The organism is Staphylococcus schleiferi (assembly GCF_025558325.1).
Taxonomy (GTDB): domain Bacteria; phylum Bacillota; class Bacilli; order Staphylococcales; family Staphylococcaceae; genus Staphylococcus; species Staphylococcus schleiferi.
Map to the genome: position 1 here is coordinate 2178959 of NZ_CP094712.1, position 14901 is coordinate 2193859.

The window sequence follows — 14901 nt, forward strand, 5'->3', positions numbered from 1 at the left end:
TCCTCCTTTATTTTAATGATAAAAATTCTCCAATAGGTCCAAGTAATAACACTGGTAAAAATGTCAAACCACTCAATAAAATAATAAAAATTGTGAGTGATACACCAAAGAAAGGTTTGTCGATAGCCACGGTCTGATCATCTTTTTGATATGCTTTTTTATTAACTAAGCTTGAAGCAATCATGATTTGTAAAATGATAGGTATATAACGCGCAATCAACATGACGATACCGGTTGAGACATTCCAGAACGTCGTATCATCTGCGAGTCCTTCAAACCCAGAACCATTATTGGCTGACGATGATGTCATTTCATAAAGTGCTTGTGAGATACCATGAAATGAAGGATTCGTTAATGCGTCACTCGCACCAGGAATAATAAAAGCGAATGCAGTCGCAACTAAAATCAATATCGGATGAATTAAAAATGTTAATGCGATGAGCTTCATTTCTCGTCCTTCTATTTTCATTCCTAAATAGTTTGGTGTTTTCCCTACCATCAAACTGCAAATAAATACTGTTAATAAGACGAAAATCAACATATTCATTAATCCGACACCTTCACCGCCGAAAATGGCGTTAAGCATCATTAATACTAAAGGTACAAAACCACCCAACGGTGTAAGCGTATCGTGCATATTATTAACGGTACCTGTCGTAAATGCTGTTGTAATCGTCGTGAAGAGTGCTGAAAGTCCTGGGCCAAATCTTACTTCTTTTCCTTCCATATTCGGTCCAACTACACCTAAATGAGATAACACAACGTTACCTTTGTACTCTGAAATAATGGCAATCGCAAAGAAAACTAAGAAAAATAACAACATTGTTCCAAATATGACATAAGCGTGCGCATGAATTTGCTTACCACTTTTTGTCAACATTCTTCCAAATAGGAAGACAAGCGCACCAGGAATCAACATCATACTCAACATTTCAATATAGTTCGACCATACAGTCGGATTTTCAAATGGTGTTGATGAGTTGGCGCCTAAAAAGCCTCCGCCGTTTGTACCGATATGTTTAATGGACTCTAATGAAGCAATAGGACCATATGCGATTTGTTGAATTTTGCCTGTGATCGTATGCAACGTTAAGTTACCTTTTAAAGTTTGTGGTGTGCCTTGACTCATCAAAAGAATACTCACAATAAATGATAGCGGTATTAAAACGCGGACGATAAACCGCACAACATCTTGATAAAAGTTGCCGATGACATCTGTCATTCCTGTTAGTCGACGCAGCATCGCAATACAAACCGCATAACCTGAAGCACTAGACGTAAACATCAAATAAGTGATGACAATCATCTGTGTTAAATATGTGAGTCCTGATTCTCCAGCGTAATGCTGTAAGTTCGTATTCGTTAAAAACGAAGCAACTGTATTAAACGCTAATGAAACCGATTGATTTAAATTATGATTCGGATTTAAAAAGAGCCATTGTTGAGTCAATAACAATAGAAACGACACAATTCCCATTAGTCCATTAAATAGTAGAAAATGTTTCAGGTATGTCTTACCCGACATGTGCTCTAACTTTGTTCCTAACACTTTGTAAATCCCTTTTTCCACACCTAAAAACACCTTATCTGCAGGTGTAGGGGTTAATAATGCAACACTATATAAGTATCGACTTAATAAAAATGCGCATAAAAGAAAGATGATTAAAAAGATAACGACTTCCATGTTTTCCCTCCATCAATAATTGAATTTAAAACTTTTCACTGTAAATTAAGGCGTATACTAAATAGCCAATTAATACGATGACAATGAGACCTAATACGATAATCATCTCTTGACCTCCTCCTTATTGCAGGAATCATTATATAAAAATTTCTATAAGGAGATTATTAATATTTGCATCGTTTTATTAAGAAGTTATTAAGATAAAGAAAAACGTATTTTTTTATAGAAAATATAAGATTTGAAGTTTATGATGAATTAAAAGAGGTGAAAAATATGGAGCGTAATCCAACGATAAAAAGAGGGTCCCTGACAATATACCTTGGTTATTCTCCGGGTGTGGGTAAAACTTATGAAATGTTATCTAATGCTATAGATGCATATCAAGAAGGCGCTGATATTAAAATTGGTTACATAGAGCCACATCAACGTAAAGAAACCCAAGCGCTAGCTGAAAAACTCCCCGTCATTCAAACTAAATCTAAAAACCACGGGAGTCATACATTCCAGTATTTAGATGTTGATCAAATCATTGATGATGCGCCTGCTATCATTCTTATAGATGAATTAGCGCACACGAATATCTCAAAAGAGCGTCATGAAAAAAGATATATGGATATTGAAGAAATTCTTTCCCACGGAATTGATGTCCATACCACATTAAATATTCAACATATTGAAAGTTTGAGCGAGCAAGTATCATTAATGACAGGCGTCAAAATTAAAGAACGGGTGCCAGATCAATTTATTATGTCGAGTGATGCGATAGAAGTGATTGATATTTCACCTAAACAGCTCATCAATCGCCTTAAAGCAGGAAAAGTATATAAGAAAGAACGACTCGATACGGCCTTCACTCATTTTTTCACTTATGAGAACCTTTCAGAATTAAGGGAATTAACACTCAGAACAGCCGCAGATATTATGAGCCAAAAAGAGCACCTCTATAAGAAAAATATTGATATTACGCCTCATGTCGCCGTCGCAATTAGTGGGAGCATCAGCAACGAAACCGTTATTCGAGAAGCGCGACGTATCGCCAATCGTGAACATGCACAATTTACAGCTGTTTATATTGATGTGTTTGATCATGAAGGCAGACACTACGCTAATGAAAGTCAGGTTCATCAAAATTTAATGCTTGCGCAATCATTAGGGGCATCCGTTAAAGTGATTTATGATAATCAAATTGCATCGGGTCTCGACGACTGGTGCAAATCCCAAAAAGTTACTAAACTTGTTATTGGTCAACATATTAGTGACAAATGGAACGATATTTTCAAACGTCCTCTCATTGACCAGTTACTGGATTTAAAGCATCATTATAAAATAGAAATCGTGCCGATTAAGCATATCCAAATGAAAGCGAAGCATGAACGACACAATCAAAAGGTAGAACAGAAACGTTGGACTGTCGATATTTTTAAAATGATTACTATTCAAGCAATATGTGTACTTTTGGGTCTATGGGTTTATAGTGCAGACCATGGCGAGCAAGACACCATCATTCTTCTATTATTTTTGTTAGGGATTATTGTTTTAAGTATGTGGACACAGTCGTACCTCATCGGTTTTTTCGCGGCAATTTTAAACGTATTTGTCTTTAATTTCTTTTTTACTGTGCCAAGATTCACTTTCGAAGTTTATCGTTTTGATTACCCTATTACATTCACCATTAGTATTATCGTCAGCATCGTGACAAGCGGACTATTAAAACAAATTAAACACCAGTACATCGTAACGAAACATCAACTTTATCGTACAGATATCCTGTTACAATTTAATGATTCAATCAAACAGACCTATACCATTCCGGATTTATTAGTTAATGCTCGACATCAAATTCAACACCTTTTAAATCAAGAAGTTACGATTTACTTAGTTGAAGATGAAAAAATTTCAAAAACGATTCCAATTGAAGGTCCGCATGCCGATTATTCACGACATCAACAAGCATTGAGTTGGATTATTAAAAACCAAAAACGTGCAGGCGCCACGACAGACACTTTTCCAGGGATTCAATATTTATTAATCCCAATAGGAACAAATCCTGTCAAAGCCATCGTTTCTATACATTTTTCTGAACCGCAAGTCATTGATTCTTATGATAATTCTATTTTAGAATCTATGCTTAATGAAATTTCGCTTGCGGTAGAAAACTTGAGCTTGTTGCGTCAAACACGTGAATCGATGTTGCGTGCTGAGCGAGAAATGACACGTTCAAACTTTCTACGTTCGATCTCCCATGATATTCGAACACCTTTAACATCAATTATCGGTAATTTAGATGTATTATTACTTTACGGCAAAGAGATGCCTCAACAAGAACAACATCAGTTGGTTTCACGCTCGTTTGATGAAGCCCAATATTTACACATGTTAGTTTCAAATATTTTATCACTTACGAAACTCGAACATTCAAATGTGAAATTAAATCGTCAACTTTACCTCATTGAAGAATTAGTTGAAGAAATCGAATCTGTATTAGAACGGAGAAGATTAAATCATCAAGTTAAGGTCACGGCATTTCATGATATTTGTTTTGTTAATATTGACAGCAAACTCATTTTACAAGCCATTTTCAATTTGATAGAAAATGCTTTAAAACATACACCACCTGAAACTAAAATCACGCTAGTCATCAGTAAAAACGAAGAGCAGATTTTGTTTGAGGTCATTGATCATGGTCCTGGCTTAACTGATGAAGAGCAACATACAGTTTTCCAACCTTTTCATAAACATCAGTTCTTCAAAGATAATAAAAAAGACAGTATGGGGCTCGGTCTTTATCTTGTTCAGTCCATTTTAGAAAAACATGACAGTCAGTTAAAATATCGACAAAACGAGCCACATGGTAGTATATTTTATTTCAACCTACCTTATGAATACTAAAAAAATTTAGGAGGCAGTGCAGTGAATGTTAGAATACTCGTTGTAGAAGATGATGATGCGATTACACACTTACTCGACGTCTCATTAACCCTTGATTATTATGAAGTGCTCACTGCGACTAACGGCAAAGACGCTAATTTTCAAATTCGTTCAAAAGCACCCGATATTATTTTGTTAGATTTAGGATTACCCGATATTGATGGTTTGGACCTCATCAAAATGATACGTCAAACTTTTGATATCCCTATTATCGTAATCAGCGCACGACTGGATGAGCAAACGATTGTTGATGCATTGGATAACGGCGCGAACGATTACATGACAAAGCCTTTTAATGTTGATGAATTACGTGCACGCATTAGAGTTGTGCAACGATTAAAAAATATGCAAGATCATAAAGATATCGTCTTCGAAAATGGACCTTTAGTCGTGTCTTATCAGTCTAAAACAGCACGTATTAATAACGAGACGTTAAGTCTAACGCCTAATGAGTTTGCATTATTAGAATTATTATGCCGGCACGTAGGAAAAGTACTCACATACGATACGATACTCAAATCTATTTATGGTTATGTGAATAAATCAGAGATGCCGAGCCTACGTGTCCATATGACATCATTGCGCAATAAACTTAACCAAGCGCATCCGTCATCTAAACAACTCATTATTACCCGCCCTCGTATCGGTTATCAAATGCAATATTGGCATTGATTTCGACTTAAACTATGAAAAAGCCGGCGCCAAAATTAAGAAATGACAACTTAGTTTTGGCGCCGGCTTCATTCAAATTTTTGCGACGATTCTATAAGAATTTAGTTAGGAATGCAAATACAAATTGCAATGGTAAGCGAATCACATGTTCTTTCACTGTCTTACGTTCACTGTCTGCATATGAAATTTGCTTTCTTGCAGCGTAAATGTTTGCTGGAAAGACAAGCCATAAAAAGCCACTTACAATTTTTCTTACACGATTTCTGTTTTTGCCTAATAAAATGTAGGCAGAAAGTACGAATTCTGCGATACCTGAATATTTCACAATTGCTTCTTTAAAAGGCAAATAAGATGGGACAATTCTTAAAAACATTTCTTTGTTTTTAAAATGGGCTTGTCCACTTCGGAAAAACATAGTGCTAAATAATAATTTTGCGATAAGTTGTTTCATATTTTCTCCTTTGCTGACTTTAAAGTTTGGGTTTAATTTCAGTTATTCTTCAGAAACTTGCACGACTTGCTTACCAAAGTTATCACCTGAGAATAATTTTCTAAAAGCTGTAGGCAATTGATTAAAACCGTTATCAATTGTTACTTCTGATTTTATTTTACCCTCAGAGACCCATTTTGCAAGTTGTTCGCTTGCTTCTTTAAAATAATCAGAAAATTGAGCTACTACAAAGCCTTGCATCAATGCTTGGCTCTTCACTAAAGTTTCTTGAATTCTTGGTCCCAATTCAGCCTCTGTATTGTTATATGTTGAAATGGCACCACACACCGGTACACGCGCAAACTGATTGAGATGTTTGAATACTTCGTCTGATAATGCGCCACCTACATTTTCATAATACACATCAATGCCATCTGGAACAGCTTGTTCAAGTTTTTCAGCGAAGTCATCACGTTTATAGTCGACCGCAACATCAAAGCCAAGTGTATCCGTTAAATAGGATGTTTTCTCGTCACCACCCGCAATACCTACGACTCTAGCACCTTTAATTTTAGCAATTTGTCCTACAACAGAACCTACAGCGCCAGATGCCGCTGATACAACGACTGTTTCACCTTGTTTTGGTTTTCCAATTTCTAATAAACCTGTATAGGCCGTCATACCAGGCATACCAAGAACACTTAAATACAAATATAATGGCACTTCTTTTGAAGGAATCGGATTTACTTTTTGTGCATCAACGGTAATGATTTTTTGCCAAGGTAAGACACCTGTCACATAGTCACCTACATTAAAGTTATCCGCTTCAGATTGAATTACCTTCGCCACAATATGGCCGTGAATAGGCGCATCAATTTCATAAGGTTTAACATAACTTTTCGAATCATTCATTCTACCGCGCATGTATGGATCAACTGAAATATAAACTGCTTCCAGTTGAACTTCACCTTGCTTTGGCTCAACAGTTTCTATCTCTTCATATCTAAAAGTATCATCTTTCGGTACACCTTTAGGTCTTTTTGCTAAAACAATTTGTTCATTTTGCATAATTAGCCTCCGTTCTTAATGGATTACGACACATCTCGTTGTACTGAACTTAACAACTTGAGATGCTCGCTTTTAAAAACGATATGATGCCCTATCAAAGCACGTGATTCATCGTTATTTACTCACATTCGCTTTATTTTTCTTCTAGAAATGTTGCTACTGCATCTGAAAGTGATGCATCACCATTAATGATTTGGAATTCTTTACCATGAAGTGCATCATTAACAACCACTTCTGCTAATACTTCAGCAACGTCTTCTCTTGTGATTTTAATAGGGCCTTTACCTCTTACATTAGAAGCAATGGTAAATTTTGATGTCCCTTTGTCATTTGTTAAACCACCTGGATGTACAATCGTATATTTAAGGTTCGTACGACGTAAATAGTCGTCGGCATAATGTTTTGCAATTGTATATGGTTTTAAATCGCCTGATTCATCAAATGCTTCTCTGCGTGAATCAAATGTAGATACCATAATGAAATGCTTAACGTCAGCTTGCTCGCTCGCTTTAATCGCTTTAACAGCCCCGTCTAAATCAACAATGATTGTTTTATCATCGCCTGTATTAGGCCCTGAGCCAACTGAAAAAAGAACTTGATCAAAGTTTTTAAATGTTTCACTCAGTTCATCAATAGATTGATTTTCAACATCTACATAAATCGCTGAGACATTATCATTTTTTAATGCATCAACTTGCGATTCTTTTCTTACACCTGCAGTAAAATCAACGTTTTGCGCTTTCAGTTTATTGACGAGGTGTTTACCTACGCCACCATTTGCACCTATAATTAATTGAGACAATGTCATTCACTCCTTTATTTTTTTAATAACGCTAATGCTTTTTCAGCTACAGCATGGCCTGATTGCGGGTTTTGACCTGTAATAATACGACCATCTACAACCGCAAATGGGTGCCAATCTGCATCTTTTTTAAATTGTGCCCCTTTGCTTACAAACTCATCTTCTAATAAGTAAGGGATATTTTGAGTTGTTCCGTTTGCTTCTTCTTCACTATTTGTAAAACCTGTCACTTCTTTACCATTTACTAAGAAACCATTTTCAAATGGAATGTCTAATAGGCCAACTGCCCCATGACATACAGAAGAAACGATTCCGTTGTTTTCGTAGATTTTAACCGCAATGTTATTGATTGCTTCATTATTTCTTAAATCCCAAATTACACCGTGACCACCTGCAAAGTAAATAATACTGTAATCTTCAGGGTTCACTTCATCTGGAGATAATGTATGACCAAAGTTCTGCATATAGTTATCATCCGTATAGTATGCCCAATCATCATCAGACATCATATCTGGTGTAAGACTTACAGGATCAAGTGGTACATAGCCACCTTTTGGACTCATGTAATCTACTTCGTAACCCGCATCATAAAAGTCTTTCGCAAAATGCGTGACTTCAGAAAACCAAGCACCTGTTGCTCTTTTTAAATTTTCATATTTAGATACATTTGTCATTACAATTAAAGCTTTTTTCATTGTATTTCCTCCTACGAAATGATTATATATAATAAGATAACAGTTAAACCTTACTTTAAGAGAAGGGATATGCTCACATTGGAAAAATATTATATCGATTATGTTGCAGAAATATGCAATATATCCAAAAGCAGATTAAGATTTTATGAAAAAAAAGAGATTTTAAAATTTATAGAAAGAGATTCGAATAATAAACGATTATATTCAAAAGATGATATTGAAATGATTAAGTTTATCAAATGCTTAAGTACATTAAATATGACTTTGAAAGAAATTAAGAAAAACACCAATATGCTCTATGAAAAGAAAACAGACGTTAAAACCATTTTAACGTTACATTTGGAAGTCCTTAATACAAAAAAAGCCTCGCTGACGAAACAAATTAACATTCTCGAAAAGGAACTCAAACAAATATAAACCTCATTCTTCCATTAATATGTCAAACTTAACGTCAATTCATAAATGATCTGAACTTGAACATTTCTTTTCCTACTAGAGACGCCGTTTCATTATATATTGCAGCCTATATTCTTATTTACAACCTTGCTTGAAAACAGCAAAATATTGTTATATTCTTAACAGGTAAGTGCAATTAAAGTATTCAGCATATTCAATAAAAAACATAGCTATAACAACTACGATTAAATTACCTTTTATTTTAAATAGCCTGTAACTGTTCATTTCTAAACCTTTGAACAATTCATATTTGCACGCTCTAATCAAGCTTATTCGTACTGAAACATTCCATATCATCGTCATGGATGCAGTTACATTTTTATCTAACAAACGCAACATCAGCATTATAGTGGGGAAATGCAATGTGAGCGCAATGATGATTTTAAAATCACTAAGTATATCAAAATAGTTGCTATGCATCAACTTCATGTGAGACGGCGCGCCCCTTACATATTAATATGATATCACTTTTTGTTATCGCTTACATGATATGTAGTTTGATGTGGATTTAATGAAATAGGATGAGAGTGTAGCGCTTATGTATTGAAACTCGCTTTTTTGCTTCAAATTTTAATATCACGAATATATCTTGCTTACTGAAAGGACGAAATTATGCAATTTTTAAATTTAACTGAACAAGAATTTGATTCATTTGCTCAAGAGAATTTTTCGCATTACACGCAAAGTAAAGATCTCTTCGAATATAGAGATAATAAAAGCCAAGACGTTCATATTGTCGGTGTTAAAAACGATGAGGGCGAAGTGATTGCAGGTTGTTTATTTACAGAAGCTCGTGTGATGAAATTCTTTAAATACTTTTACTCACATAGAGGGCCAGTAATGGATTTTCATAACACTGAGTTAGTAACGTTTTTCTTTGAAAATCTCACACAGTATTTGAAAAAACAAAACTGCTTATTTACATTAGTTGATCCTTATATGGTCATCAACGAATACAATGCAGATGGTGAAATCATTGCGTCGCATCATTATGAAACATTTAAAACGACACTTGAAGGGCTTGGTTATAAACATCAAGGCTATTCGATTGGTTATCATCCATTGAGCCAAATTAGATGGCTGTCAGTCCTTGATCTAAAAGATAAAACAGAAGCAGACTTATTAAAAGCAATGCAATACCAAACACGCAGAAATATTAAAAAGACCGAAGAAATACATGTACAAGTTGAAGAATTAAGTATTGATGAAACAGAACGCTTCTTCAAACTTTTTAAAATGGCTGAAGAAAAACACGGCTTTTCATTTAGAGATTTAGACTATTTTAAAGAAATGCAAAAAATCTATAAAAATTCTGCTTTAAAAATTGCGACTATTAATTTGAAAGATTACTTAAGCACATTAACATCACAACATCAGTCCATCACAGAAACGTTAACTTCAGCAGAAGAAAAATTAGAAGAAAATCCTAATTCTAAAAAACAGAAATCAAAAGTACAAGATTTACGTCAACGACTTCAAAGCTCAAACAAAAAAATTGAAAGAATTCAATCGCTCATCGAAAGTGATGGTGAAGTACTTGATTTAGCCGCTGCTTTATACATCTATAACAATCATGAAATGTACTATTTATCTAGCGGATCCAACCCGAAATATAATGAATTTATGGGTGCTTATAAATTACAATGGGAAATGATTAAATTTAGCCTAGACCATCACATTGATCGTTACAATTTTTATGGCGTAACAGGCGATTTTTCAAAAGATGCAGAAGACTACGGTGTTCAACAATTCAAAAAAGGATTTAATGCACACGTTGAAGAATATATCGGTGATTTCGTTAAGCCTATTAAGAAAAACTGGTATTTCATTTACAAATTACTCAACCGAGAGCGTTAATTGATAGACCGTCGTTTTATGACGGTTTCCTCATCTTTTACCATCAATTCATATCTGCCTTCCGTTTAAGGCATGGGGATGACTACTCGGATTGCACAAAGCTTACAACAAGCCCCTGTGCAATCCAGCTACCCACTGCCATTTTATCAATACGCCCTTTCTATAAGTGAAATTATCCGTCCACTTGCCCACCTATTTATCCCTTAATTATCACACGCGTTTATTTATTAGAGTTCATCTTGATTAACTAGGTAAATGAGATGGCGTTATATTAAAATCATCTTACAAAACAAAATTTTCTGTCAGTTAAAAAGCATGCAGCAATTCGGGCATTACAATGTTTAAAGTCATCCGTCAAATTAAATAAAATTTTCCACAACATTACAAATTCGTAACAAGTGCCCTATATGATTTATTCTTTGTTATCATGGGTAGTGTATTCATAACAAATTAGAACACTCATAAATGATAGAGATTTAAAATCTAAGTGTCACTAAGGAGGAAATACATTGAAAAAATTCGCATTTGCATTTACGATGGCATCTGGCGCAGCTGCATTATTAACGCATCATGATGCCGAAGCTTCAACGCAACATACGGTTCAATCTGGAGAGTCATTATGGTCAATCGCACAACAATACGGCACATCTGTTGATCAAATTAAACAAGCCAATCAGTTAGACAATAACATGGTATTCCCTGGTCAAGTCCTCTCAATCGGTGGAGGCAGCGGTGCTGGTGGTGCTGCAACAGCACAATCATCTAATAATGGTTCACACGTTGTACAAGCAGGCGAATCTTTAAATGTTATTGCCGCACAATATGGTGTCAGTGTCCAAGATTTGATGCGTGCAAATGGCTTAAATAGTTATTTGATCCATCCACAACAAACTTTAAAAATCCCTGGTGGTTCTGGTGGTGCACAAGCCCCTCAAAGCGGTGGCGCAAATGGTTCATCCACAGGTAACGGAGGCTATACTTCTCCAACATTTAATCATCAAAATTTATACGACTGGGGTCAATGTACATGGCACGTGTTCAACCGTCGTGCTGAAACAGGCCAACCTATCAGTACGTATTGGTGGAATGCCGATCATTGGGCTAGCAATGCAGCAGCTGATGGATATACAGTAGATCACAATCCTACTGTTGGCTCTATTATGCAAAACTTTGAAGGTCCAGTCGGTCACGTAGCTTATGTTGAGCGTACAAATCCAGATGGTAGCATTCTTATTTCAGAAATGAATTACAATACGCCTCCAGGTGTTGTTGATTATCGTACAATTCCTGCTTCAGTTGCGTCTCAATATAATTATATTCACTAATTCATTTTGAAACATACGTCATAAAAAAAGCCATTAGAAGCGAAAAAACTTCTAATGGCTTTTTATTGTTTAAAATTATCAATTTTTATAGCATGCTGTAGTAATAAAGGGCTGTACACTTTATATGGTGGTTATGTATCTATAATAATTAAGTCGCAAACTTCCGATTGCTTCTTCGAGTCTCGCTTTCCCAGGCGCCTTACCTCAACTAATTTTGGCTTTTATTGTAGCTCATAAGAAGCCAAAATGGATTTTCGGTTTCGGCTCTATGCCTCGGGAGTCTCGACTCGGTACGCAATCTATTTAAGCAATTTCACTATTGAAAAGTGGCATTGCTTTTTTCTTTGGTCTTTTATACAGTCTAAAAATAATAAAAATGCGATTTTTAAAGTTATAAAAGTTGCGATAGCCATATGAAACTCTTTTAATCAGTTTAACTTTTTGATTAATTCCTTCAATCGCTCCATTATTGAATTGAGGGGTTCCAAGTGATTTTAATATTATTATCTTTAATTCTTAGTAACTTTAATATATCATTACACATAGGCGCAATATGTCTCCTTTATTTTTGGTTTAGTCACTTAAAATTATAGAGGCATTTGCGCTATTTTTGTACAAAAAAGCAGGATGACTTATGTCATCCCACCATAAAAATGAAGAACCTAATAAAGTCGTGTTTGTCCGTTTGCATATGCTATTGCACATTCATCTTGCAATAGACAGAGACGCTTAAGCTATAGATACTTCTCTATTATAAGAACAAGTTTAAAATCAAATAAAAGACTGCAGCAATAACAGCTGAAATTGGTAATGTAATGACCCAAGTGACGATCATACGTTTCGCTGTATTCCAATGCACACCTTTAATTCGATTTGAAGAACCTACCCCTAGGATAGATGAAGATACAACATGTGTTGTTGATAATGGAAAATGAAGTGATGATGCGACAAATATTGTCAACGCTGAAGCTAAATCAGCTGACGCACCATTTGCTGGGCGAATTTTCATAATGTTACCGCCCACTGTTTTAATAATCTTCCAGCCCCCAATGGCTGTTCCTAATCCCATTGCCGTTGCACAAGAGACCTTAACCCATAATGCAGGCTCAACACTCGTTTGTAAATTCGCTACAATTAACGCTAATGTAATAATCCCCATTGATTTTTGGGCATCGTTTGTACCGTGAGAAAAAGATTGTAAAGACGCTGTGAATATTTGAAAGATACGAAAATTACGATTGGTTCTTGTTAAATTCGCATTTCTAAAAATCGTTTTGACAATCGTATAAATAATAAAACCAACGATAAATGCAATCACGGGTGATAACAGTAACACTAACACAATTTTCGTAAAGCCTTGGTAGTGTAACACATTAAAAGAACCCGCAGAAGCAATTGCCGCACCTGCAATTGCACCGATTAACGCGTGTGAAGATGAGCTCGGTATCCCGTAATACCAAGTCACTAAATTCCATACAATAGCCGCCAAAATCGCTGCTAACACAACAACGAGACCATTTTCTAACGTAAATGGATCGACGATTTCTTTTGTAATTGTTGAGGCTACACCCGTAAAAGTCAGTGCCCCGATAAAGTTCATAAATGCTGCCAACAAAATGGCTTGTCTCGGTGATAACGCACGCGTTGATACTGCCGTCGCAACTGCATTGGCTGTATCATGAAACCCGTTGATAAAATCAAATAATAACGAAAAGATAATGATAGCTACCGTAATAAGCAACAAAAACTCCATAAACAAGGACTCCCTTAGCTATTTTTCATTATGATTGTTTCAAAATTATTTGCAACAGCCTGACAGCGGTCGGCAATATTTTCTAAACTTTCATAGATGTCTTTAATTTTAATTAAAGTAACAGGGTCTGTTTCACTATTAAAAATATGTTTAATAGACTGACGTAAAATGCCATCACAATTTGTCTCATATTCTTTAATATTGATAGAGTGTACACGCATATGTGAAAGTTTTTTCTCTGTCATTAAACCAATGGCCAATTTCATCTCGCCAATTGCTTTTTGAATATTATCCACAAACTCAAGCATATACTCATCTGTATATTCAATCGAATACATCTCAAACATACCCGATGTTTCTTCCATTGCATCCAAGACATCATCAATCGCATTACACAATGACATAATATCTTCACGTTCGATTGGCGTAATGAATGTTTGGTTTAAATCTGTTATGACTTGGTGCATTAAGTCGTCACCATGTGATTCATACGTCTTGATATTGTCAGCATAAGCTCGCAAGTCTAGGTGTGTATTGAAATCCATTTTACCGAACTCAATTGCTGCACGGTCTAAATTGAAGATCATATCCTCTAGGCGTTCCATGAACTTATCCTTTTTCTTCCTAATCATCTTAAAATCCTCCATTCAGCGATTACCCAATCACTTTTGTAAAAGTTTTATTACTTTAATTATAAGATAATGTTAAACCTTTGTTAACTCATAAGATGCTTGATAGGGTCATATCACCTTTTGATTTTCTTATTTCATTGTTGTTACATGCTTTCAACCTTTTTCACAATTCCTATTTGAAAATAGCATATATTTTAAAGCGCCACAATTAAATTTACAAAACCTTAACATTTTATTTTGTTAAGGTATTTGCCCTCTTAAAATCATCAACGTATTTTATTAAATGTACGTTTATTTTCGAAAATTCTGTAACTATTAAGGTATTATTAATCTCTAATGTAGGGTTATTATAAACTTTTTAAAGAATTTGAAAATATTTTTAAAGTTTAATTTAAAAGATTTAGCCTATCAGTCACCCAAAAATATGATAAGTTTTTGTTATCATTCAAATGATTTATTGTTATATTTATAAAATATGTATTCCTTTTAAAACTAAAAAATGTATATCATCAGACAATATCATATGCCCGGTACAAATCTTTTTCAAATGTAGATGACCCGTTTTATATACCAAAAAAGCATGATAGAAACCTCTATAT

Annotated in this window: 13 protein-coding genes and 1 pseudogene; 5 read left to right on the top strand and 9 right to left on the bottom strand. The window is 34.9% G+C overall.

Annotated elements, in window-relative coordinates; genetic code table 11:
- Positions 1 to 7 precede the first annotated feature (7 nt).
- Both kdpA and kdpF read right to left on the bottom strand, forming a co-directional pair.
- The gene (gene kdpA, locus MUA40_RS10300) at positions 8 to 1684 is read right to left on the bottom strand and encodes a potassium-transporting ATPase subunit KdpA (protein WP_016424420.1); all 1677 of its coding nucleotides are present in this window, start codon (positions 1682 to 1684) and stop codon (positions 8 to 10) included.
- 25 nt (positions 1685 to 1709) lie between these two features.
- Entirely contained in the window at positions 1710 to 1790 is an 81-nt protein-coding gene (kdpF, locus tag MUA40_RS12165; RefSeq protein WP_081635118.1) for a K(+)-transporting ATPase subunit F, read from the bottom strand.
- Between the two features lie 167 nt (positions 1791 to 1957).
- On the opposite strand from kdpF, the gene MUA40_RS10305 reads away from it, so the two are divergent.
- Both MUA40_RS10305 and MUA40_RS10310 read left to right on the top strand, forming a co-directional pair.
- Positions 1958 to 4573 carry a sensor histidine kinase gene (locus MUA40_RS10305; protein ID WP_016424419.1) on the top strand — a complete coding sequence of 872 codons (2616 nt, stop codon included), beginning with the start codon at positions 1958 to 1960 and terminating at the stop codon, positions 4571 to 4573.
- A gap of 21 nt (positions 4574 to 4594) precedes the next feature.
- Positions 4595 to 5284, top strand: coding sequence for a response regulator transcription factor (locus MUA40_RS10310; protein WP_016424418.1), 690 nt, complete (start codon positions 4595 to 4597; stop codon positions 5282 to 5284).
- A 91-nt stretch (positions 5285 to 5375) separates the two neighbouring features.
- On the opposite strand, the gene MUA40_RS10315 is transcribed toward MUA40_RS10310, so the two are convergent.
- The 4 genes from MUA40_RS10315 to MUA40_RS10330 form a co-directional block, all read right to left on the bottom strand.
- Positions 5376 to 5735 (bottom strand): DoxX family protein, encoded by a 360-nt coding sequence (locus tag MUA40_RS10315; RefSeq protein WP_126496498.1) that lies wholly within the window; start codon positions 5733 to 5735, stop codon positions 5376 to 5378.
- 42 nt (positions 5736 to 5777) lie between these two features.
- Positions 5778 to 6782, bottom strand: a complete 1005-nt coding sequence (locus MUA40_RS10320; protein ID WP_016424416.1) for an NADP-dependent oxidoreductase — start codon at positions 6780 to 6782, stop codon at positions 5778 to 5780.
- Positions 6783 to 6915: 133 nt separating this feature from the next.
- Positions 6916 to 7584 (bottom strand): SDR family oxidoreductase, encoded by a 669-nt coding sequence (locus MUA40_RS10325; RefSeq protein ID WP_016424415.1) that lies wholly within the window; start codon positions 7582 to 7584, stop codon positions 6916 to 6918.
- 14 nt (positions 7585 to 7598) lie between these two features.
- Positions 7599 to 8279 carry a type 1 glutamine amidotransferase domain-containing protein gene (locus tag MUA40_RS10330; RefSeq protein ID WP_016424414.1) on the bottom strand — a complete coding sequence of 227 codons (681 nt, stop codon included), beginning with the start codon at positions 8277 to 8279 and terminating at the stop codon, positions 7599 to 7601.
- Positions 8280 to 8357: 78 nt separating this feature from the next.
- Between MUA40_RS10330 and MUA40_RS10335 the strand changes: the two genes are divergently transcribed.
- The 3 genes from MUA40_RS10335 to MUA40_RS10345 all read left to right on the top strand — a co-directional run bounded on the left by MUA40_RS10335 (position 8358) and on the right by MUA40_RS10345 (position 11917).
- Positions 8358 to 8696 (top strand): helix-turn-helix domain-containing protein, encoded by a 339-nt coding sequence (locus tag MUA40_RS10335; protein ID WP_037559186.1) that lies wholly within the window; start codon positions 8358 to 8360, stop codon positions 8694 to 8696.
- A gap of 651 nt (positions 8697 to 9347) precedes the next feature.
- Entirely contained in the window at positions 9348 to 10592 is a 1245-nt protein-coding gene (locus MUA40_RS10340) for an aminoacyltransferase (RefSeq protein ID WP_016424412.1), read from the top strand.
- Between the two features lie 509 nt (positions 10593 to 11101).
- A complete protein-coding gene (locus tag MUA40_RS10345; protein ID WP_016424411.1) occupies positions 11102 to 11917 on the top strand; it encodes a LysM peptidoglycan-binding domain-containing protein in 816 nt (271 codons plus the stop codon).
- Between the two features lie 303 nt (positions 11918 to 12220).
- On the opposite strand, the pseudogene MUA40_RS10350 reads toward MUA40_RS10345, so the two are convergent.
- The 3 genes and pseudogenes from MUA40_RS10350 to MUA40_RS10360 form a co-directional block, all read right to left on the bottom strand.
- Positions 12221 to 12397, bottom strand: a pseudogene (locus MUA40_RS10350) (transposase); the annotation flags it as partial.
- Positions 12398 to 12668: 271 nt separating this feature from the next.
- Complete coding sequence (locus tag MUA40_RS10355) at positions 12669 to 13670, bottom strand: inorganic phosphate transporter (protein ID WP_016424410.1); 1002 nt, start codon at positions 13668 to 13670, stop codon at positions 12669 to 12671.
- 14 nt (positions 13671 to 13684) lie between these two features.
- Entirely contained in the window at positions 13685 to 14302 is a 618-nt protein-coding gene (locus MUA40_RS10360; protein ID WP_016424409.1) for a DUF47 domain-containing protein, read from the bottom strand.
- Positions 14303 to 14901 lie beyond the last annotated feature (599 nt).

Excerpts from the sequence above, each read along its gene's own strand:
- MUA40_RS10355 (WP_016424410.1), bottom strand. The coding sequence starts at position 13,670 with ATGGAGTTTTTGTTGCTTATTACGGTAGCTATCATTATCTTTTCGTTA.
- MUA40_RS10315 (WP_126496498.1), bottom strand. The coding sequence starts at position 5,735 with ATGAAACAACTTATCGCAAAATTATTATTTAGCACTATGTTTTTCCGA.
- MUA40_RS10305 (WP_016424419.1), top strand. The coding sequence starts at position 1,958 with ATGGAGCGTAATCCAACGATAAAAAGAGGGTCCCTGACAATATACCTT.
- MUA40_RS10330 (WP_016424414.1), bottom strand. The coding sequence starts at position 8,279 with ATGAAAAAAGCTTTAATTGTAATGACAAATGTATCTAAATATGAAAAT.
- kdpA (WP_016424420.1), bottom strand. The coding sequence starts at position 1,684 with ATGGAAGTCGTTATCTTTTTAATCATCTTTCTTTTATGCGCATTTTTA.
- MUA40_RS10320 (WP_016424416.1), bottom strand. The coding sequence starts at position 6,782 with ATGCAAAATGAACAAATTGTTTTAGCAAAAAGACCTAAAGGTGTACCG.
- MUA40_RS10360 (WP_016424409.1), bottom strand. The coding sequence starts at position 14,302 with ATGATTAGGAAGAAAAAGGATAAGTTCATGGAACGCCTAGAGGATATG.
- MUA40_RS10340 (WP_016424412.1), top strand. The coding sequence starts at position 9,348 with ATGCAATTTTTAAATTTAACTGAACAAGAATTTGATTCATTTGCTCAA.
- kdpF (WP_081635118.1), bottom strand. The coding sequence starts at position 1,790 with ATGATTATCGTATTAGGTCTCATTGTCATCGTATTAATTGGCTATTTA.